Genomic DNA, 20,663 nt, shown 5'->3' on the forward strand with positions numbered 1-20,663 from the left:
CCCCACCCGGTCCCCGGCTCCTGGCCGGCCCGCTCGGGCCACGCACATCGAGGACGAAAGTTATCCACCCGTGAGTGAGACTACGCACGACGGCACGGTCGCGGTCGGCGCGCCCGTGTCGCCCGACGAGGGCCTTACGGCGGCCGAGCTGGCCGCGAAGTACGGGCTGTCCGTGAGCGGCGCCCGCCCGTCCCTCGGCGAGTACGTCCGTCAGCTGTGGGGGCGGCGGCACTTCATCCTGGCCTTCTCGCAGGCCAAGCTGACCGCCCAGTACAGCAAGGCGAAGCTCGGGCAGCTGTGGCAGGTGGCGACGCCGCTGCTGAACGCGGCGGTGTACTTCTTCATCTTCGGTCTGCTGCTGGGCGCCCGGCGCGGAATCCCGAGCGACGTGTACGTGCCGTTCCTGGTGACGGGCGTGTTCGTGTTCACCTTCACCCAGAGCTCGGTGCTGGCCGGTGTGCGGGCGATCTCGGGGAACCTGGGCCTGGTGCGGGCGCTGCACTTCCCGCGGGCGTCGCTGCCGATCTCGTTCGCGCTCCAGCAGCTCCAGCAGCTGCTGTTCTCGATGATCGTCCTGGTCGTCATCATGGTGGCGTTCCGGAGCTATCCGGACCTGTCGTGGCTGCTGGTGCTGCCGGCGCTGGCGCTGCAGTTCGTGTTCAACACGGGTCTGGCGCTGATCTTCGCGCGGATGGGCAGCAAGACGCCCGACCTGGCGCAGCTGATGCCGTTCGTGCTGCGGACCTGGATGTACGCGTCCGGGGTGATGTTCTCGATCCCGGCGATGCTGGAGGACAAGAACGTGCCGTCCTGGGTGGCGGACGTGCTCCAGTGGAACCCGGCGGCGGTCTACATGGACCTGGTGCGGTTCGCGCTGATCGAGGGGTACGACTCGTCGTACCTGCCGCCGCACGTCTGGGCGTTCGCGCTGGGCTGGGCGGTGCTGGCCGGCGTGGTCGGCTTCGTCTACTTCTGGAAGGCAGAGGAGAGGTACGGCCGTGGCTGACGACAAGACGGGCGCCCGGGTGCCCACCGTCATCGCGGACGACCTGCACATCGTCTACCGCGTGAACGGCGCCCGGTCGGGCAGGGGCAGCGCCACCGCGGCCCTCAGCCGGATCCTCAGGCGCGGCGAGGAGCGGGGCGTGCGCACGGTGCACGCCGTGCGCGGGGTGTCCTTCGTGGCCTACCGCGGCGAGGCCATCGGCCTGATCGGGTCCAACGGCTCCGGCAAGTCGACCCTGCTCCGCGCCATCGCGGGGCTGCTTCCCGCCGAGCGCGGCAAGGTCTACACCGACGGCCAGCCGTCCCTGCTCGGCGTCAACGCGGCCCTGATGAACGACCTCACCGGCGAGCGGAACATCATCCTCGGCGGACTCGCGATGGGCATGTCCCGCGAGGAGATCAAGGAGCGCTACCAGGACATCGTCGACTTCTCCGGGATCAACGAGAAGGGCGACTTCATCACCCTGCCGATGCGCACCTACTCCTCCGGCATGGCCGCCCGCCTGCGCTTCTCCATCGCCGCCGCCAAGGACCACGACGTCCTGATGATCGACGAGGCGCTGGCGACCGGCGACCGGAAGTTCCAGAAGCGCTCCGAGGCCCGCATCCGCGAGCTGCGCAAGGAGGCCGGAACGGTGTTCCTGGTCAGCCACAACAACAAGTCCATCCGCGACACCTGCGACCGGGTGCTGTGGCTGGAGCGCGGCGAGCTGCGCATGGACGGGCCGACCGACGAGGTGCTCCGCGAGTACGAGAAGTTCACCGGCAAGTAGCCCGTTCCGCCCAGGGGCCCGCCGGAACGGTCCGGCGGGGCCCGGCGTCTGCAAAAGATGCGTCAACTCCTCGTGCACGGCGGAATCTTGACGCCGTGCGATGTGTTGTCGTGGAGCCCGGAAGACCCCCGTCGAGGAACGGCGCGTTGTGCAACGTAAGCTGTACCGGTCCCGAAAGGCGGCAATCAGGGCCATAATGCCCGACACCCTTCCTCGGCGCCGTCGGGAGGACGCCTGGGCGGCGTGTCCGAAATAGTGTGAATTGGGTCAGCAGTGTAGAACGGGAGATGTGACGGCAATGGCTTCGGAGACTCCCCGGCTGAATTCAGCATGCGCCGTCCTCTTCCCGGGCAGTCCGCGGTGACGGCCGCCGGTCAGGCGCGCCCCGCCGACATCGAACGGGCCACGCTCGACAAGGCCGCCGCCGAGAACTTCCCGGTGGCTCCCTTCTTCCTGCCCAGGGCCTGGCGCCACGACCTCATGGCCGTCTACGGCTTCGCCCGTCTGGTCGACGACATCGGCGACGGCGACCTGGCCCCCGGCGGCGCCGACGCCCGCGCCCTCGGCGTCCCCGACGACGAGGCCGGCGACCGCCTCACCCTGCTGGACGCCCTGGAAGCCGATCTTCGCCGGGTGTTCGACCCGTCGGGACCGGGCCCCCGTCACCCCCTCCTGCTCCGCCTGGAACCCACGGTCCGCCGCCGTGCGCTGACCCCCGGACCGTTTCTCGGGCTGATCGCCGCGAACCGCCAGGACCAGCTGGTCACGCGCTACGAGACCTACGACGACCTGCTCGCCTACTGCGAGCTGTCGGCCAACCCGGTCGGCCGCCTCGTGCTCGCCGTCACCGGGACCGCCACCCCGGAGCGCATCCGCCGCTCCGACGCGATCTGCACCGCCCTGCAGATCGTCGAGCACCTCCAGGACGTCGCCGAGGACCTCGGCCGCGACCGCATCTATCTGCCCGCCGCGGACATGAAACGTTTCCACGTCCAGGAGGCCGACCTCGCCGCGCCCACCGCCGGCGCCTCGGTGCGCGCACTCGTCGCGTTCCAGGCGCGGCGTGCCCTCGACCTGCTGGACGAGGGCGCACCCCTGGTGGGCAGCGTCCGGGGCCGGCTCAGACTCCTGCTCGCGGGGTTCGTGGCGGGAGGAAGGGCGGCCGTCCGCGCGATCGCGGCCGCCGACTACGACGTACTTCCCGGCCCGCCCAAGCCCGGCACGCCGCAGCTGCTGCGCGAGGCGGGCGTGACTCTGCGAGGAAAGGGGTGATCCGGACCGTGGAGTCCCAGCCATCCGCGTCCGCACCGGTACTCGCCGCCTACAGCTACTGCGAGACCGTCACCGGCCAGCAGGCGCGCAACTTCGCCTACGGCATCCGGCTGCTGCCGACGCCCAAGCGGCGCGCCATGTCCGCCCTGTACGCGTTCTCCCGGCGGGTCGACGACATCGGCGACGGCCCGCTCGCCGACGACGTCAAGGTCGCCCGTCTCGAGGACACCCGCGCGCTGCTCACCCGGATCCGCGAGGGCGCGGTGGAGGAGGACGACACCGACCCGGTCGCGGTCGCCCTCGCCCACGCCGCTGCGCACTTCCCGATCCCCCTCGGCGGCCTGGACGAACTCATCGACGGCGTCCAGATGGACCTGCGTGGCGAGACGTACGAGACCTGGGACGACCTGAAGGTCTACTGCCGCTGTGTCGCGGGCGCCATCGGGCGGCTCTCGCTCGGCGTGTTCGGCACCGAGCCCGGCGCGCGCGGCGTCGAACGCGCCTCCGAGTACGCCGACACGCTGGGACTGGCGCTCCAGCTCACCAACATCCTGCGCGACGTCCGCGAGGACGCCCAGAACGGGCGTACCTACCTGCCCGCCGACGACCTCGCCAAGTTCGGCTGCTCCGCCGGCTTCGCCGGACCGACACCGCCGGAGGGCTCGGACTTCGCGGGTCTGGTGCACTTCGAGGTGCGCAGGGCCCGCGCCCTCTTCGCCGAGGGCTACCGCCTGCTCCCCATGCTCGACCGGCGCAGCGGCGCCTGCGTCGCCGCCATGGCCGGCATCTACCGCCGCCTCCTGGACCGCATCGAGCGCGACCCCGAGGCCGTGCTGCGCGGCCGGGTCTCCCTGCCCGGACGGGAGAAGGCGTACGTGGCGGTGCGCGGTCTGTCCGGTCTGGACACCCGGCATGCCGCCCGGCGCACCGTCGGGAGGCGCGCCTGATGGACACCCCGTACCCGGACGGAAAGCGGCGGGCAACCCTCCGCCGCGCCTCCGCGTCCCTCACCGGGACGGCCGGCCGCGCACCTGTCGCGCCCGGCCGGTCAGGGGAGGGCGCATGAGCCACGGCACACGCTCCGAGGGAGCCCCGCGCACGGACGGCCCGGTCCCGCCGGGACGCCACGCCGTCGTGGTCGGCGGCGGACTGGCCGGCACCACCGCCGCCCTCGCCCTCGCCGACGCCGGGGTGCGCGTCACCCTGCTCGAAGGGCGGCCCCGCCTGGGCGGACTCGCCTTCTCCTTCCGGCGCGGCGACCTGACCGTCGACAACGGCCAGCACGTCTACCTGCGCTGCTGCACCGCCTACCGCTGGTTCCTGGATCGTATCGGCGGAGCGGACCTGGCCCCGCTGCAGGACCGCCTCGACGTGCCCGTGGTCGACGCGGACCGTCCCGAGGGCCGGCGGCTGGGCCGGCTGCGGCGCGACCCGCTGCCGGTGCCCCTCCACCTCGGCCGCAGCCTCGCCGCGTACCCCCACCTCTCGCTCGCCGATCGGGCCAGGGTGGGCCGGGCCGCGCTCGCGCTGAAGGGCCTCGACCTCGACGATCCCGCCCTGGACGAGCAGGACTTCGGCAGTTGGCTCGCCGCCCACGGTCAGTCCCCGCGCGCCGTCGAGGCCCTGTGGGACCTGGTCGGGGTCGCCACCCTCAACGCCGTCGCGGGCGACTCCTCGCTGGCGCTCGCCGCGATGGTGTTCAAGACCGGCCTGCTCTCCGACCCCGGCGCCGCCGACATCGGCTGGGCCCGGGTGCCGCTCGGGGAGCTGCACGACCGGCTCGCCCGCGAGGCCCTCGACGCCGCCGGCGTCCGCACCGAGACCCGCGCCCGCGTCACCTCCGTCCGCGCCGGCGGCGACGGCGGCTGGACCGTCGGCATCCCCGGCGAGACGCTCCGCGCCGACGCCGTCGTCCTCGCCGTGCCCCAGCGAGAGGCGTACGACCTGCTGCCCGCGGGCGCGCTCGACGACCCCGACCGGCTGCTCGGCATCGGCACCGCCCCCATCCTCAACATCCACGTCGTCTACGACCGCACGGTGCTCACCCGGCCCTTCTTCGCCGCCCTCGGCACCCCCGTGCAGTGGGTCTTCGACCGTACCGACGCCTCCGGACTGCGCCGCGGCCAGTACCTGGCGCTGTCCCAGTCGGTCGCCCACGACGACATCGACGCGCCCGTCGCCGACCTGCGCGCGCGGTACCTGCCCGAACTGGAGCGGCTGCTGCCGCGCACCCGCGACGCCGAGGTCCTGGACTTCTTCGTCACCCGGGAGCGCACCGCCACCTTCGCTCCCGCCCCCGGCGTCGGACGCCTCAGGCCCGGCGCCCGCACCAAGGCACCCGGCCTCTACCTGGCCGGAGCGTGGACCGCCACCGGGTGGCCCGCGACCATGGAGAGTGCGGTCCGCAGCGGCGTCGGCGCGGCGGACGCCGCGCTGGGCGCCCTCGGCCGGCCCCGCCCGCGCCACCTCTTCGCCCTCGAGGAGGCGGCCTGATGCTGCAGCGAAGCGGCGCGGCAGGTCCCCGCACCCCCGGTACCGCAACAAGAGGAGAGACTGTGCCCACTGTGCCCCCGGCCTCGCAGGCCGCTCGAAGGACCGCGGTGGACGTGTCCGCGCTCCTGGAGCGCGGCCGGACCCTGGCCACGCCGGTACTGCGGGCGGCCGTCGACCGCCTGGCGCCTCCCATGGACACGGTCGCCGCCTACCACTTCGGCTGGATCGACGCCCAGGGGCGGCCCGCGGACGGCGACGGCGGCAAGGCCGTGCGCCCCGCCCTCGCCGTGCTGTCCGCCGAGGTCACCGGCGCCGCCCCGGAGACCGGCGTGCCCGGCGCGGTCGCCGTCGAGCTGGTCCACAACTTCTCGCTGCTGCACGACGACCTGATGGACGGCGACGAGCAGCGCCGGCACCGCGACACCGTCTGGAAGGTGCACGGCCCCGCCCAGGCCATCCTGGTCGGCGACGCCCTCTTCGCCCTGGCCAACGAGGTGCTGCTGGAACTCGGCACCGTCGAGGCCGGCCGCGCCACGCGCCGCCTCACCCGGGCCAGCCGCGCGCTCATCGACGGGCAGGCCCAGGACATCTCCTACGAGCACCGCGACCGGGTCAGCGTCGAGGAGTGCCTGGAGATGGAGGGCAACAAGACCGGCGCCCTGCTCGCCTGCGCCAGCTCCATCGGCGCGGTCCTCGGCGGCGCGGACGAGCGCACCGCCGACGCCCTGGAGCGCTACGGCCACCACCTGGGCCTGGCCTTCCAGGCGGTCGACGACCTGCTCGGCATCTGGGGCGACCCGGAGTCCACCGGCAAGCAGACCTGGAGCGACCTGCGCCAGCGCAAGAAGTCCCTCCCGGTCGTGGCCGCGCTCGCCGCGGACGGCCCGGCCGCCACCCGGCTCGGCGAGATCCTCGCCGCCGACGCCAAGAGCAGCGACTTCGCGAACTTCTCCGAGGAGGAGTTCGCGGCCCGTGCCGCCCTCATCGAAGAGGCCGGCGGCCGTGAGTGGACCGCCGAGGAGGCACGACGTCAGCACACCATCGCCATCGAGGCCCTCGACCTCGTGGACATGCCCGACCGGGTGCGGGAACAGTTCACGGCGCTCGCGGACTTCGTCGTCGTACGAAAGAGATGATCACTATCGGTCGAATAGCCCTCGCGTAGTCGCCGGCCGGTGGTACGGGAGTACCCACCGGCCGACGGCGGACCCACAGCAGACGCACCACTTGCAGGACTGCACGAAGGGGAAGCCATGACAGCGACGACCGACGGAAGCACCGGGGCGGCCTCGCCGTCCCGGCTCACCGCGGCCAGCGAACACGACACCGACAGCCCCGAGGCGGCCGGGGTACCCGACATCGCCGCCCACGCCGTACGGCGCGCCACCGACTTCCTGCTGTCCCGTCAGCACGACGAGGGCTGGTGGAAGGGCGACCTCGAGACCAACGTCACCATGGACGCCGAGGACCTGCTGCTGCGTCAGTTCCTCGGCATCCGCGACGAGGACACCACCCGCGCCGCCGCCCTGTTCATCCGCGGGGAGCAGCGCGAGGACGGCACCTGGGCCACCTTCCACGGCGGCCCGGGCGAACTCTCCACCACCATCGAGGCGTACGTCGCGCTGCGGCTGGCCGGCGACGCCCCCGACGCCGAGCACATGGCGAAGGCCTCGGCCTGGATCCGTGAACAGGGCGGCATCGCCGCGTCCCGGGTCTTCACCCGCATCTGGCTGGCCCTGTTCGGCTGGTGGAAGTGGGAGGACCTGCCCGAACTGCCGCCCGAGCTGATCTGGTTCCCCACCTGGATGCCGCTCAACATCTACGACTTCGGCTGCTGGGCGCGGCAGACCATCGTGCCGCTCACCGTCGTCTCCGCCAAGCGGCCGGTGCGGCCCGCCCCGTTCCCGCTGGACGAGCTGCACACCGACCCGTCGGACCCCAACCCTCCCCGGCCGCTCGCCCCGGCGCACACCTGGGACGGCGCCTTCCAGCGGCTGGACAAGGGACTGCACGCGCTGCGCCGGGCCGTCCCGCGCCGGCTGCGCCGGGCCGCGATGAACGCCGCCGCGCGCTGGATCATCGAACGGCAGGAGAACGACGGCTGCTGGGGCGGCATCCAGCCCCCCGCCGTGTACTCGGTCATCGCCCTGCACCTGCTCGGCTACGACCTCAAGCACCCGGTGATGCGCGCCGGTCTGGAGTCCCTGGACCGGTTCGCCGTGTGGCGCGAGGACGGCGCCCGGATGATCGAGGCCTGCCAGTCCCCGGTGTGGGACACCTGCCTGGCCACGATCGCGCTGGCCGACGCGGGCGTGCCCGCCGACCACCCGCAACTGGTCAAGGCCGCCGACTGGATGCTCGGCGAGCAGGTGGTGCGGCCCGGCGACTGGTCCGTGCGCCGGCCCCATCTCCCGCCGGGCGGCTGGGCGTTCGAGTTCCACAACGACAACTACCCCGACATCGACGACACCGCCGAGGTGGTTCTCGCCCTGCGCCGGGTCAGACACCACGACCCGGAGCGGCTGGACAACGCCATCGGGCGCGGCGTGCGCTGGAACCTCGGCATGCAGTCGAGGAACGGCGCCTGGGGCGCCTTCGACGTCGACAACACCAGCCCGTTCCCCAACCGGCTGCCGTTCTGCGACTTCGGCGAGGTCATCGATCCGCCGTCCGCCGACGTCACCGCGCACGTCGTGGAGATGCTCGCCGTCGAGGGGCTCGCCCAGGACCCGCGCACCCGGCGCGGGGTGGAGTGGCTGCTCGCCGAACAGGAGCCGGACGGCTCCTGGTTCGGCCGCTGGGGCGTCAACTACATCTACGGCACCGGGTCCGTGGTCCCCGCCCTGACCGCGGCCGGCATCCCCACGACCCACCCGGCGATCCGGCGGGCCGTGGCCTGGCTGGAGAAGGTGCAGAACGAGGACGGCGGCTGGGGCGAGGACCTGCGCTCCTACCGCTACGCCAAGGAGTGGAGCGGCCGGGGCGCCTCCACCGCCTCGCAGACCGCCTGGGCGCTGATGGCACTGCTCGCGGCGGGGGAGCGGGACTCCGCCGCCGTCGAACGCGGCGTCGCCTGGCTGGCGGACACCCAGCGGGAGGACGGCTCCTGGGACGAGCCGTACTTCACCGGCACCGGCTTCCCCTGGGACTTCTCCATCAACTACCACCTCTACCGGCAGGTGTTCCCGCTCACCGCGCTCGGCCGGTACGTCCACGGAGAGCCGTTCGCCGCGAAACCGGCCGAGGCGACGGCCGGCTCAGGGCAGGCGCTCGCCGAGGCGAAAGGCAGCTGATGAGCGGCCGGCCCGCCCCCGCCCCGCTGCTGATCGCCTGCGCGCTCGGCATCGAACAGTTCGCGCTGCGCAGGCGGGAGCGCGCCACCCCGGGCGGGCCGGTCACCGTGCTGCGCACCGGCATGGGACCGGCGGCGGCCGAGCGGTCCGTCACCCGGGTGCTCGCCGACCCGGCGCTGCACGGTGCCGCCGTCCTCGCCACCGGTTTCTGCGCGGGCCTCGCCCCCGGTATGCACCCCGGCGACCTGGTCGTCGCCGAGGAGACCCGGGACCCGCGCGGCAGCGTGCCGTGCGTCGGCACCGAACTGCTGGTGAAGGAGCTGGTGCGCGCGGTGCCCGGACGCACTGTGCACACCGGCCCGCTCACCGGCTCCGACCATGTGGTCCGCGGCCACGAACGCTCCGACCTGCTCGCGACCGGCGCGATCGCGGTGGACATGGAGTCGGCGGCCACGCTCCTGAGCGCCGTCCGGGTGGCCGAGCGCCCGGTTGCGGCCGTCCGGGTGGTCGTGGACGCTCCTGAACACGAACTCGTCCGCATCGGCACGGTCCGCGGTGGAATATCGGCTTTCCGTGTCCTTCGTTCCGTACTCCCGGCTTTCTATGAATGGCACCGTTCCTTGCTGCTCCCCAGGAGGTGAGCCAGATGGCCATGCCGCTGCGTCAGTCCATCAAGGTCGCTACATACTTGGCCGAACAGAAGCTCCGCAGGCGGGACAAGTTCCCGCTCATCGTCGAACTGGAACCGCTCTTCGCCTGCAACCTCAAGTGCGAGGGATGCGGCAAGATCCAGCACCCGGCCGGTGTGCTCAAGCAGCGCATGCCCGTCGCGCAGGCGGTCGGCGCCGTCCTGGAGTCCGGGGCGCCGATGGTGTCGATCGCCGGCGGCGAGCCCCTGATGCACCCGCAGATCGACGAGATCGCGCGTCAGCTGGTGGCCCGCCGCAAGTACGTCTTCCTGTGCACCAACGCCATGCTGCTGCGCAAGAAGATGGACAAGTTCACTCCGTCGCCCTACTTCGCGTTCGCGGTGCACATCGACGGGCTGCGGGAGCGGCACGACGAGTCCGTCGCCAAGGAGGGCGTGTTCGACGAGGCCGTGGCGGCCATCAAGGAGGCCAAGCGGCGCGGCTTCCGGGTCACCACCAACTCGACGTTCTTCAACACCGACACCCCGCAGACCGTCGTCGAGGTGCTCAACTACCTCAACGACGACCTCAAGGTCGACGAGATGATGATCTCGCCCGCCTACGCCTACGAGAAGGCGCCCGACCAGGAGCACTTCCTGGGCGTGGAGCAGACCCGGGAGCTGTTCAAGAAGGCCTTCGCGGGCGGCAACCGGCGCCGCTGGCGGCTGAACCACTCGCCGCTGTTCCTCGACTTCCTCGAGGGCAAGGTGGACTTCCCCTGCACCGCCTGGGCGATCCCCAACTACTCCCTGTTCGGCTGGCAGCGCCCCTGCTACCTGATGAGCGACGGGTACGTGCCGACCTACCGGGAGCTCATCGAGGACACCGACTGGGACCAGTACGGCCGCGGCAAGGACCCGCGCTGCGCCAACTGCATGGCCCACTGCGGCTACGAGCCCACCGCCGTCCTCGCCACCATGGGCTCCCTGAAGGAGTCCCTGCGCGCCATGCGCGAGACCGTCTCGTCGAACAGGGAGTGACACAGATGACCGCAGTCTCCCTGGGCCTCCCCGAGGTTCCGGCCACGCTCGCGGTGCGCCGGAAGAGCCGGCAGATCCAGGTCGGATCCGTGGCGGTGGGCGGGAACGCCCCGGTGTCGGTGCAGTCGATGACGACCACGCGGACGTCGGACATCGGGGCGACGCTGCAGCAGATCGCGGAGCTGACCGCGTCGGGCTGCCAGATCGTGCGGGTGGCCTGCCCGACTCAGGACGACGCGGACGCGCTGGCGGTGATCGCGCGGAAGTCGCAGATCCCGGTGATCGCCGACATCCACTTCCAGCCCAAGTACGTGTTCGCCGCGATCGAGGCGGGCTGCGCGGCGGTGCGGGTGAACCCGGGCAACATCAAGAAGTTCGACGACCAGGTCAAGGAGATCGCCAAGGCGGCGAAGGACCACGGCACCCCGATCCGTATCGGGGTGAACGCGGGCTCGTTGGACCGGCGGCTGCTGCAGAAGTACGGCAAGGCGACTCCGGAGGCGCTGGTGGAGTCGGCGCTGTGGGAGGCGTCGCTGTTCGAGGAGCACGACTTCCGCGACATCAAGATCTCGGTGAAGCACAACGACCCGGTCGTCATGGTCGAGGCCTACCGTCAGCTCGCCGAGCAGTGCGACTACCCGCTCCACCTCGGCGTCACCGAGGCGGGTCCCGCCTTCCAGGGCACGATCAAGTCCGCGGTCGCCTTCGGCGCGCTGCTCTCCCAGGGCATCGGGGACACCATCCGCGTGTCCCTCTCGGCGCCGCCGGTGGAGGAGATCAAGGTCGGCATCCAGATCCTGGAGTCGCTGAACCTGCGTCAGCGGGGTCTGGAGATCGTGTCGTGTCCGTCGTGCGGGCGTGCGCAGGTGGATGTGTACAAGCTGGCGGAGGAGGTCACCGCGGGGCTGACGGGTATGGAGGTGCCGCTGCGGGTCGCGGTGATGGGCTGTGTGGTGAACGGTCCGGGCGAGGCGCGTGAGGCCGATCTGGGTGTTGCCTCCGGCAACGGCAAGGGGCAGATCTTCGTGAAGGGCGAGGTCATCAAGACGGTGCCGGAGTCGAAGATCGTCGAGACCCTGATCGAGGAGGCGATGAAGATCGCCGCACAGATGGAGAAGGACGGTACCGCGTCGGGGGAGCCGGCCGTCACCGTGAGCTGAGCAGCACGGAACCGAAGGGGGCCCGAGCGTGACGATTCTGGAGAGCATCCGGCAACCACGTGACCTGAAGGCGCTGACCGAGGCGGAACTCGGCGAACTGTCCGACGAGATCAGAGAGTTCCTGGTGCACGCGGTCGCCAGGACCGGGGGCCACCTCGGCCCCAACCTCGGGGTGGTGGAACTGACCATCGCCCTGCACCGGGTCTTCGAGTCGCCGGTCGACCGCATCCTGTGGGACACCGGCCACCAGAGCTATGTGCACAAGCTGCTGACCGGCCGTCAGGACTTCTCCAAGCTGCGCGGCAAGGGCGGCCTCTCCGGCTACCCCTCCCGGGAGGAGTCCGAGCACGACGTCATCGAGAACAGCCACGCCTCCACCGCACTCGGCTGGGCCGACGGGCTCGCCAAGGCCCGCCGGGTGCGCGGCGAGAAGGGACACGTGATCGCCGTCGTCGGCGACGGCGCGCTCACCGGCGGCATGGCCTGGGAGGCGCTGAACAACATCGCCGCCGCCAAGGACCGTCCGCTCATCGTCGTCGTCAACGACAACGAACGCTCCTACGCCCCCACCATCGGCGGCCTCGCCAACCACCTCGCCGCCCTGCGCACCACCGACGGCTACGAACGCGTCCTGGCCTGGGGCAAGGACGTCCTCCAGCGCACCCCCGTGGTCGGCCCGCCCGTCTACGAGGCGCTGCACGGCGCGAAGAAGGGCTTCAAGGACGCCTTCGCCCCCCAGGGCCTCTTCGAGGACCTGGGTCTGAAGTACGTCGGCCCGATCGACGGCCACGACATCCGCGCCGTGGAGTCCGCGCTGCGCCGCGCCAAGCGCTTCCACGGCCCCGTCCTCGTGCACTGCATCACCGAGAAGGGCCGCGGCTACGAACCCGCCGTCGCGCATGAGGAGGACCGCTTCCACACCGTCGGCGTGATGGACCCGCTCACCTGCGCTCCCCTCGCCCCCTCCGGCGGGCCGTCCTGGACCTCCGTCTTCGGCGAGGAGATCGTCAGGATCGGCGAGGAACGCGAGGACGTGGTGGCCGTCACTGCCGCCATGCTCCACCCGGTCGGCCTCGGCCCCTTCGCCGAGCGCTTCCCGGACCGGGTGTGGGACGTCGGCATCGCCGAGCAGCACGCCGCCGTGTCCGCCGCGGGCCTCGCCACCGGCGGACTGCACCCGGTCGTCGCCGTCTACGCCACCTTCCTCAACCGCGCCTTCGACCAGCTCCTGATGGACGTGGCCCTGCATCGCTGCGGCGTCACCTTCGTGCTGGACCGGGCCGGCGTCACCGGCACGGACGGCCCCTCCCACAACGGCATGTGGGACATGTCGGTGCTCCAGGCCGTCCCCGGCCTGCGCATCGCCGCGCCCCGCGACGCCGACCAGCTGCGCGCCCAGCTCCGCGAGGCCGTCGCGGTGGACGACGCGCCCACCCTGCTGCGCTTCCCGAAGGAGTCCGTCGGCCCGGCGATCCCGGCGGCGGACCGGATCGGCGGCATGGACGTGCTGCACCGCGCGGACGACCCCGAGGTGCTGCTGGTGGCCGTCGGGGTGATGGCGTCCGTCTGCCTCCAGGCCGCGGACCTGCTTCAGGCGCGCGGGATCGGCTGCACCGTCGTCGACCCCCGCTGGGTCAAGCCCGTCGACCCCGCTCTCCCGCCGCTGGCCGCACGGCACCGGCTGGTGGCCGTCGTGGAGGACAACAGCCGCGCCGCCGGGGTCGGTTCGGCGGTGGCGCTGGCGCTGGGCGACGCCGAGGTCGACGTGCCGGTACGGCGGTTCGGCATCCCAGAGCAGTTCCTCGCGCACGCCAAGCGCGGCGAGGTCCTCGCCGACATCGGTCTCACGCCCGTCGACGTCGCCGGGCGGATCAGTGCGAGCCTCGCCGCCGGGGAGCAACTCGCGAAACAGTCACCGGACGCACAGGAGCACCAGGCATGACCACCGCGGAGTCCGCGTCGGAGTCGTCACAGGCCGGGAAGTTCGACCTCGCCGCGCTGCTGGCCGAGCGCGGGGCCGAGCGCTACGAGCTGCACAACCGGTACCTCAACCCGCAGCTCCCGCGCATGCTGCACACCATCGGCTTCGACAAGGTCTACGAGCGCGCCGAGGGCGCCCACTTCTGGGACGCCGAAGGCCACGACCACCTGGACATGCTCGCCGGGTTCGGGGTGATGGGCCTCGGCCGCCACCACCCCGTGGTCCGCAAGGCGCTGCACGACGTCCTGGACCTGTCCCTGGCCGACCTCACCCGCTTCGACTGCCAGCCGCTGCCGGGCCTGCTCGCCGAGCGGCTCCTCGCCCACAGCCCGCATCTGGACCGGGTGTTCTTCGGCAACAGCGGCACGGAGGCCGTGGAGGGCGCCCTGAAGTTCGCCCGCTACGCCACCGGCCGGCCCAGGGTGCTGTACTGCGAGCACGCCTTCCATGGGCTGACCACCGGCGCCCTGTCGGTCAACGGCGAGTCCGGCTTCCGGGACGGGTTCGCCCCGCTGCTGCCCGACACGGCCGTGCCGCTCGGGGACCTCGACGCGCTGGAGCGTGAGCTGCGCAAGGGCGACGTGGCCGCGCTGATCGTGGAGCCGATCCAGGGCAAGGGCGTGCACGAGGCCCCGCCCGGCTATCTGCGGGCCGCGCAGGACCTGCTGCACCGGCACAAGGCGCTGCTGATCGCCGACGAGGTCCAGACCGGGCTCGGCCGCACCGGCGACTTCTACGCCTACCAGCACGAGGAGGGCGTGCAGCCGGACCTGGTGTGCGTGGCCAAGGCGCTGTCCGGCGGGTATGTGCCGGTGGGTGCCACGCTCGGCAAGGACTGGATCTTCAGGAAGGTCTTCTCGTCGATGGACCGGGTGCTGGTGCACTCCGCCAGCTTCGGCTCCAACGCGCAGGCCATGGCGGCGGGCCTCGCGGTGCTGTCGGTCATGGAGGACGAGCAGATCGTGGCGCACGTGCGCGCCGTCGGGGACCTGCTGCGCACCCGGCTGGCAGCCCTGACCGACCGCTACGAGCTGCTCGCCGACGTCCGCGGCCGGGGCCTGATGATCGGCATCGAGTTCGGCCGGCCCCGCTCGCTGAAGCTGCGCTCGCGCTGGGCCATGCTCCAGGCGGCCCGCAAGGGGCTGTTCGCGCAGATGGTGGTGGTCCCGCTGCTTCAGCGGCACCGTATTCTCACGCAGGTCTCCGGGGACCATCTGGAGGTGATCAAGCTGATCCCCCCGCTGATCATCGACGAGGGGGACGTGAACCGGTTCGTGGACGCCTTCACCGCGGTGATGGACGACGCCCACGAGGGCGGACTCATCTGGGACTTCGGCAGGACCCTGGTGAAGCAGGCGGTCGCCAACCGCTGACCGTGCGAAACCCCGACGGGCTTTGCCTCTGGGGCAAGAGAATTGCCCCAGGGGCAAGGTCTGGTGCTCAATGGGGGCATGAGCTCCTCCGAGACCGCGCCGCGGGACGAGCCTGCCGAGGCGCTTCCCGCGGTCGCTCCGCAGCTGCGGGCCCTGCGCCGGCGGGCCTCCCTGACGCTGGAGGCCGCCGCACGGCAGGCGGGCCTGTCGCCCGCCCACCTCTCCCGGCTGGAGACCGGACAGCGCCAGCCCTCGCTGCCAATGCTGCTCTCCCTCGCCCGGATCTACGGTACGACCGTCTCCGAGCTGCTCGGGGAGTCGGCCGCCGACCGGGACGCCGTGGTGCGCGCCGCCGACATGGACCCCACGGTGGCCGGCGGCTGGACGTACTGGCAGGCCGGAGCCGCCGGACGCGGCATGCAGGCGCTGCGGGTCCATGTGCCGCACGGCTCCCAGGGCGACATCGTGCGCGTCCACCCCGGAGAGGAGTGGCTGTACGTGCTCAAAGGGCGGCTGCGGCTGCGCCTCGGGGACGCCCTGCACCGGCTGGGCCCGGGCGACAGCGCGCACTTCGACTCGCTGACCCCGCACCGCATCGCAGCGCAGGACCCCGACGGGGTCGAGCTGCTGTTCGTCCACACCCTGTTGCAGAGTCCCACGGCCGCCCTGTGCCTGGGCCCGACCCCTGGAGAGACCCCATGAGCGGCAAGGACATGGAGGAGAAGTTCCCGCGGGCCCTGTGGGTCCGGCTGTTCGTCTACGTCGTGGTCGGGCACCTCTTCGCCGCCTTCATCTACTTCCTCTTCGAGATCGCGCCGAAGAAGTGACGGCCGCGGCGGCGGCGGACGCGGACGCGGACGTCAGTCGAGCAGACGCTCGCGCAGCCGCTCCCGGTGGGCCGGCGTGAGCCCGAGCCCCTGCTCCAGGTAGGTGTCCACGCCGCCCCACGTCTCCTCGACCGTCTCGAAGGCGGCCGCCAGATACTCCTCGCGCGCGTCGAAGAGCGGGCTGAGCAGCTCCATGACCTCGGGGGAGTAGGCGTCGGGGGAGCTGCCGCTGCGGCGCACCTTGTAGCGGCGGTGCTTGGCGTTGGACTTCAGGTAGTCCTCGACGATCGCGTCGCGCTCCACGCCCACGGCGAGCAGGGTCACCGCCACCGAGAGGCCCGCGCGGTCCTTGCCGGCCGCGCAGTGCATCAGCGCGGGCACGTTGTCCTCGGCGAGCGCGCGCAGCACCCGGGAGTGCTCGGCGGTGCGCTCCTTGACGATCATGCGGTACGAGGTGATCATCCGGTCGGCGCCCTGGCCGTCGGCGAGGATCGCGCGCAGCTGGTCCAGGTCGCCGTCGCGCACCATCTTCCAGAACTCCGCGCCGTCGGCCGGGTCGCTCAGCGGCAGGTTGACGTTGCGCACGCCCGGCAGCTCGACGTCCGGCCCCTCCAGCCTCTGGTCGGCCGCGTTGCGGAAGTCGAACACGGTGTGCAGGCCGAGCGAGGCCAGGAAGGCGGCGTCCTCGGCGGTGGCGTGGGCGAGGTGGCCGCTGCGGAACAGCACCCCCTGCCGCACCCGCCGGCCGTCCACCGTGGGCAGCCCGCCCACGTCGCGGAAGTTGCGCACCCCGGTCAGCTGGGGCTCGGTCGACGGGATCTCCTGCGTCACGGACGGCTCCTCCCACTCCGCGCCGTCGCCGCGGCTCGTCGACGGGCACCACTCGACGATACGACATGCCTGCCTGGGGCAATGAGTTGTCCACAGGGCGGTTCGACGGGGCTCGGCCACCGCGAGTGATGTTGGATTATGTGTGATCGCGTTGAATCGCGCGAGGCGCCCGTCTGGCGATCGTGGGCGAGATCGGGATGTCGCGAATGCACCGACCGCTCCGCCGGACTTCGGGTGATTAAAGCGTTCTGTCCGTTTAGGGCGCTTGGGGATAACGTGCCCTGTTAGAGCGGTGTTTGAGGAAGGGTCGCGTGAGCATCGTCATATCGGTGACCGTGTGCTGTCGCCATGTTCACGTAATTCCCCTCCGCGGCAAGGGAATTCACCGACGAGTCGCTGACGGGATCGACGCACGGTGACGTCATTTCCCCCTTTCGATCACGGAAAAAGAGGGTTCGCGGAAACCCGCGCTTGTTTCGCCGCGTCGAGGTCGCTTACGTTCCCAACCGATCCGGACGGACGCCTAATCCTGCCGCCGCCCGGAGCCCGCACACACTGACCCGACGTACGGCAGGAGCGGGGGACCCACAGGTACAACTGCCTGTTCCGGACCCCGGACACAGGCTTGGGGTTAAGCCGCGCAGCAACGCGGCCGGACATCTCCAGTCCGCACCCGACAGCTCACCTCGTAGGCGCCGGAGAGGAATTCGTCATGCCCGCGAAGGGTAAGCACCGCCGTACCAAGGCTCAGCGTCTCACCCGCTCCATCGCCGTCGCCGGAACCGGTGGCGCCGCTCTCGCCCTGCCGTTCCTCGGCGCCACCGGCGCGCACGCCGCCACGCCGCAGTCGGCCCCCGCGACGTCGGTCCAGTCGCTTTCCGTCACCGGCCAGCAGGCCAAGGCCGACAAGGGCGACGACACCCGCACCTACACCGTGAAGGCCGGCGACTACCTCGCCAAGATCGCCGAGGCCGAGCACGTCGACGGTGGCTGGAAGCAGCTCTACGCGGACAACCGCGAGGCCGTCGGTGACGACCCGTCGCTCATCCACCCGGGTCTGAAGCTCTCCGTCGACGGCAAGGCCGCCGCCAAGAGCGCGCCGAAGCAGTCCGCTTCGCCGCAGGCCGCCAAGCCCGCCGCGCCCAAGGCCGAGAAGCCCGTGCAGCAGGCGGCCGAGGAGTCCTCCTCCGACGAGGCGTCCGCCCAGACCGCCCCGTCCTCCGGCTTCACCTCCCCGGTGCCCGGCGGCGGCCTCGGCACCGCCTACAAGGTGGCCGGCAGCATGTGGTCCAGCGGCTACCACACCGGTGTCGACTTCAGCGTCCCGACCGGCACCTCCCTGAAGGCCGTCGGCGCCGGCACCGTCGTCTCCGCCGGCTGGGGCGGCGCGTACGGCAACCAGGTCGTCATCCAGCTGAACGACGGCCACTACGCCCAGTACGCCCACCTGTCCTCGCTGTCCGTCTCGGCGGGCCAGACGGTGAGCGCCGGCCAGCAGGTCGGTCTCTCCGGTGCGACCGGCAACGTGACCGGCCCGCACCTCCACTTCGAGATCCGCACCGGCCCGGACTACGGCTCGGACGTGGACCCGGTCTCGTACCTCCGCTCCAAGGGTGTCTCCATCTGACCCCTCGCGGCACCCTTCCTGACACGCGCGCCGAAGGCCGGACCCCGATCCACGGGGCCCGGCCTCCGGTGTGTCCGGGCCCGGGGCCGTACCTATTCCGGGCTTGGCCAAACCTTGACGTGGCTTATCTCACCGTGCGTCAACCCTCGCCTACGGTCGCGTAGGTCACATCCGAAGGTGAATCATGTCCGGCTGTGGCAGACGATTCGAAGAGTGACAAGGCAACAGTGATCGGGTCGTACGTGGCGGTGGGGGACAGCTTCACCGAGGGCGTCGGCGACCCCGGCCCCGACGGGGCGTTCGTCGGCTGGGCCGACCGGCTCGCCGTTCTGCTCGCGGACCGCAGACCCGAGGGCGACTTCCGGTACGTCAATCTCGCGGTGCGCGGCAAGCTGCTGGACCAGATCGTGGCCGACCAGGTCCCCCGGGCCGTCGAACTCGCCCCCGACCTGGTCTCCTTCTGCGCGGGCGGCAACGACATCCTGCGCCCGGGCACCGACCCGGACGAGGTGGCCGAGCGCTTCGAGAAGGCGATCGCCCAGCTCGCCGCGGCCGCGGGCACGGTCCTGGTGACCACCGGGTTCGACACCCGTGGCGTCCCGCTGCTCAAGCATCTGCGCGGCAAGATCGCCACGTACAACGGGCACGTCAGGGCCGTCGCGGACCGGTACGGCTGCCCGGTGCTGGACCTGTGGTCGCTGCGCAGCGTGCAGGACCGCAGGGCGTGGGACACCGACCGGCTGCACCTCTCGCCCGAGGGCCACACCCGCGTCGCGCTGCGCGCGGGCCTCGCCCTCGGCCTGAGGGTGCCCGCCGACCCGGAGCAGCCGTGGCCCCCGCTCCCGCCGCGCGGCACCCTGGACATCCGCCGGGACGACGTCCAATGGGCCCGCGAGTACCTGGTCCCGTGGATCGGCCGCCGCCTCCGCGGCGAGTCCTCGGGCGACCACGTGACGGCGAAGGGGACGCTGTCCCCGGAGGACATCCGCTCGCGGATCGCGGCGGTCGCCTGAGTCCGCGCCGGGGGCGGTTTCCACAACCGCCCCCGGCGCCGGAGCCGCCGCACATAATGGAATCCTCGATCGATTCCCACTGGAGGTACCGTGGCCGCTTCTTCCGCCCCCGGGGCGGGGCTGAGTGCCCTGCGGCCGCCGGCCTTCGGCGCGGAGCCGACCGGTGAGCGCATGGCGCGCATCCGCAGGTCCCCGCACTTCGCGAACGGCGTGTTCCAGAACCCGGGCGGGCCGGCCCGGCTGCGCCCCTCCGGGTCGGGACGGGACATCGCCAGGCAGTTCCTGGACAAGGACGCCCGCTCCCGCCGCGCCCCCAAGGGCGCGATCCCGGTCCACCCCACCACCCTCGCCGACCTGACCCGCCCGCCCGCGACCGGTCTGCGCCTGACGTGGATGGGCCACTCCAGCGTGCTCGCGGAGATCGACGGGCACCGGGTGCTGTTCGACCCCGTGTGGGGTGAGCGCTGCTCGCCGTTCCCCTTCGCCGGACCGAAGCGGCTGCACCCCGTGCCGCTGCCGCTGGCCGCGCTCGGCCCGGTGGACGTCGTGGTGATCTCCCACGACCACTACGACCACCTGGACATGCCGACGATCAAGGAACTGGCCGGCACGGACACCGTGTTCGCCGTGCCCCTCGGCGTGGGCGCCCATCTGGAGCGCTGGGGCGTCTCCGCGGACCGGCTGCGCGAGCTGGACTGGCAGGAGGCGACGCGGGTCGGCGGCCTCACCCTGACCGCGACCCCGGCCCGCCACTTCTGCGGGCGTGGCCTGCGCAACACCCAGCACACCCTGTGGGCCTCCTGGGCGGTCGCCGGCGAGCGGTACCGGATCTACCACAGCGGCGACACCGGCTACTTCGAGGGCTTCCGCGACATCGGCGCCGCCCACGGCCCGTTCGACGCGACGATGATCCAGGTCGGCGCCTACTCGGAGTTCTGGCCGGACATCCACATGACGCCCGAGGAAGGCGTGCGCTCCCATCTCGACCTCCAGGGCGGCGACCCGGGCGGTGTGCTGCTGCCCATCCACTGGGGCACCTTCAACCTCGCCCCGCACGCGTGGGCGGAGCCGGGGGAGTGGATGAAGGACGCGGCCGAGGAGGCGCGGCAGGCCGTCGCCTTCCCGCGGCCGGGCGCCCCCTTCGAGCCGGGCGGGGAGCTGCCCACCGAGCCCTGGTGGCGCCCGCTCACCCGGCCCGTCCCGCGCGTGTGGAACACCGGCGGCCCGTCGCGGAGCGAGGAGACCCACAGCGGCGACCTCGACCTCGCGGGCGACCGCTGACCCGTCGCCCGGGGACGAGCCCGGGGAGACGGAACAGGCCCTGATTGTCAGACCCCGGTGCCAGA

The 20,663-nt window shown here is 71.9% G+C and carries 19 protein-coding genes and 1 riboswitch; of the genes, 18 read left to right on the forward strand and 1 reads right to left on the reverse strand.

Features of this window, described 5'->3' with window-relative positions:
- Positions 1-70: 70 nt before the first annotated feature.
- From ACP7TJ_RS28785 to ACP7TJ_RS28855, 15 genes are all read left to right on the forward strand, one after another.
- Positions 71-1,006: an ABC transporter permease gene (locus ACP7TJ_RS28785; RefSeq protein ID WP_193457376.1), complete on the forward strand. Its 936-nt coding sequence runs from the start codon at positions 71-73 to the stop codon at positions 1,004-1,006.
- Positions 999-1,778, forward strand: a complete 780-nt coding sequence (locus ACP7TJ_RS28790; RefSeq protein WP_093769049.1) for an ABC transporter ATP-binding protein — start codon at positions 999-1,001, stop codon at positions 1,776-1,778. The genes ACP7TJ_RS28785 and ACP7TJ_RS28790 overlap by 8 nt, the downstream gene beginning before the upstream one ends.
- Positions 1,779-2,108: 330 nt before the next feature.
- The gene (gene hpnC / locus ACP7TJ_RS28795) at positions 2,109-3,050 is read left to right on the forward strand and encodes a squalene synthase HpnC (protein WP_373312583.1); all 942 of its coding nucleotides are present in this window, start codon (positions 2,109-2,111) and stop codon (positions 3,048-3,050) included.
- The gene (hpnD, locus tag ACP7TJ_RS28800; RefSeq protein WP_387580401.1) at positions 3,047-3,997 is read left to right on the forward strand and encodes a presqualene diphosphate synthase HpnD; all 951 of its coding nucleotides are present in this window, start codon (positions 3,047-3,049) and stop codon (positions 3,995-3,997) included. Before hpnC ends, hpnD begins: the two co-directional genes overlap by 4 nt.
- On the forward strand, positions 3,997-4,116 hold the full coding sequence (locus tag ACP7TJ_RS28805) for a DUF6380 family protein (RefSeq protein WP_427766451.1): 120 nt from the start codon (positions 3,997-3,999) through the stop codon (positions 4,114-4,116). Before hpnD ends, ACP7TJ_RS28805 begins: the two co-directional genes overlap by 1 nt.
- A complete protein-coding gene (gene hpnE, locus ACP7TJ_RS28810) occupies positions 4,113-5,543 on the forward strand; it encodes a hydroxysqualene dehydroxylase HpnE (protein WP_427766453.1) in 1,431 nt (476 codons plus the stop codon). Before ACP7TJ_RS28805 ends, hpnE begins: the two co-directional genes overlap by 4 nt.
- Positions 5,544-5,614: 71 nt before the next feature.
- Positions 5,615-6,679: a polyprenyl synthetase family protein gene (locus tag ACP7TJ_RS28815; protein ID WP_167740878.1), complete on the forward strand. Its 1,065-nt coding sequence runs from the start codon at positions 5,615-5,617 to the stop codon at positions 6,677-6,679.
- 117 nt (positions 6,680-6,796) lie between these two features.
- Entirely contained in the window at positions 6,797-8,836 is a 2,040-nt protein-coding gene (gene shc / locus ACP7TJ_RS28820; protein WP_266550768.1) for a squalene--hopene cyclase, read from the forward strand.
- A complete protein-coding gene (locus ACP7TJ_RS28825) occupies positions 8,836-9,477 on the forward strand; it encodes a 1-hydroxy-2-methyl-2-butenyl 4-diphosphate reductase (protein WP_093769045.1) in 642 nt (213 codons plus the stop codon). The genes shc and ACP7TJ_RS28825 overlap by 1 nt, the downstream gene beginning before the upstream one ends.
- 5 nt (positions 9,478-9,482) lie before the next feature.
- Positions 9,483-10,505, forward strand: coding sequence for an adenosyl-hopene transferase HpnH (gene hpnH, locus ACP7TJ_RS28830; protein ID WP_167740871.1), 1,023 nt, complete (start codon positions 9,483-9,485; stop codon positions 10,503-10,505).
- 5 nt (positions 10,506-10,510) lie between these two features.
- Positions 10,511-11,665 carry a flavodoxin-dependent (E)-4-hydroxy-3-methylbut-2-enyl-diphosphate synthase gene (gene ispG, locus ACP7TJ_RS28835; RefSeq protein ID WP_266550770.1) on the forward strand — a complete coding sequence of 385 codons (1,155 nt, stop codon included), beginning with the start codon at positions 10,511-10,513 and terminating at the stop codon, positions 11,663-11,665.
- 28 nt (positions 11,666-11,693) lie between these two features.
- Positions 11,694-13,607: a 1-deoxy-D-xylulose-5-phosphate synthase gene (gene dxs, locus ACP7TJ_RS28840; protein WP_167744437.1), complete on the forward strand. Its 1,914-nt coding sequence runs from the start codon at positions 11,694-11,696 to the stop codon at positions 13,605-13,607.
- Positions 13,604-15,019 carry an aspartate aminotransferase family protein gene (locus ACP7TJ_RS28845; RefSeq protein WP_367448234.1) on the forward strand — a complete coding sequence of 472 codons (1,416 nt, stop codon included), beginning with the start codon at positions 13,604-13,606 and terminating at the stop codon, positions 15,017-15,019. Before dxs ends, ACP7TJ_RS28845 begins: the two co-directional genes overlap by 4 nt.
- A gap of 78 nt (positions 15,020-15,097) precedes the next feature.
- Positions 15,098-15,721 carry a helix-turn-helix domain-containing protein gene (locus tag ACP7TJ_RS28850; protein WP_093767301.1) on the forward strand — a complete coding sequence of 208 codons (624 nt, stop codon included), beginning with the start codon at positions 15,098-15,100 and terminating at the stop codon, positions 15,719-15,721.
- Positions 15,718-15,846 carry a DUF6126 family protein gene (locus ACP7TJ_RS28855; protein ID WP_093767302.1) on the forward strand — a complete coding sequence of 43 codons (129 nt, stop codon included), beginning with the start codon at positions 15,718-15,720 and terminating at the stop codon, positions 15,844-15,846. Before ACP7TJ_RS28850 ends, ACP7TJ_RS28855 begins: the two co-directional genes overlap by 4 nt.
- Positions 15,847-15,879: 33 nt before the next feature.
- Here ACP7TJ_RS28855 and ACP7TJ_RS28860 read toward each other — a convergent pair whose 3' ends face one another.
- Entirely contained in the window at positions 15,880-16,677 is a 798-nt protein-coding gene (locus ACP7TJ_RS28860; protein ID WP_093767303.1) for a tyrosine-protein phosphatase, read from the reverse strand.
- A 543-nt stretch (positions 16,678-17,220) separates the two neighbouring features.
- Positions 17,221-17,385, forward strand: a riboswitch (cyclic di-AMP (ydaO/yuaA leader).
- A 4-nt stretch (positions 17,386-17,389) separates the two neighbouring features.
- Here ACP7TJ_RS28860 and ACP7TJ_RS28865 point away from each other — a divergent pair.
- The 3 genes from ACP7TJ_RS28865 to ACP7TJ_RS28875 all read left to right on the forward strand — a co-directional run bounded on the left by ACP7TJ_RS28865 (position 17,390) and on the right by ACP7TJ_RS28875 (position 20,598).
- Positions 17,390-18,304 (forward strand): M23 family metallopeptidase, encoded by a 915-nt coding sequence (locus ACP7TJ_RS28865; protein ID WP_427766462.1) that lies wholly within the window; start codon positions 17,390-17,392, stop codon positions 18,302-18,304.
- Between the two features lie 227 nt (positions 18,305-18,531).
- On the forward strand, positions 18,532-19,317 hold the full coding sequence (locus tag ACP7TJ_RS28870; protein ID WP_093767305.1) for an SGNH/GDSL hydrolase family protein: 786 nt from the start codon (positions 18,532-18,534) through the stop codon (positions 19,315-19,317).
- 90 nt (positions 19,318-19,407) lie between these two features.
- Positions 19,408-20,598, forward strand: a complete 1,191-nt coding sequence (locus ACP7TJ_RS28875; protein WP_427766466.1) for an MBL fold metallo-hydrolase — start codon at positions 19,408-19,410, stop codon at positions 20,596-20,598.
- Positions 20,599-20,663 lie beyond the last annotated feature (65 nt).

The organism is Streptomyces sp. DSM 41931, assembly GCF_050271085.1.
GTDB lineage: Bacteria > Actinomycetota > Actinomycetes > Streptomycetales > Streptomycetaceae > Streptomyces > Streptomyces albogriseolus.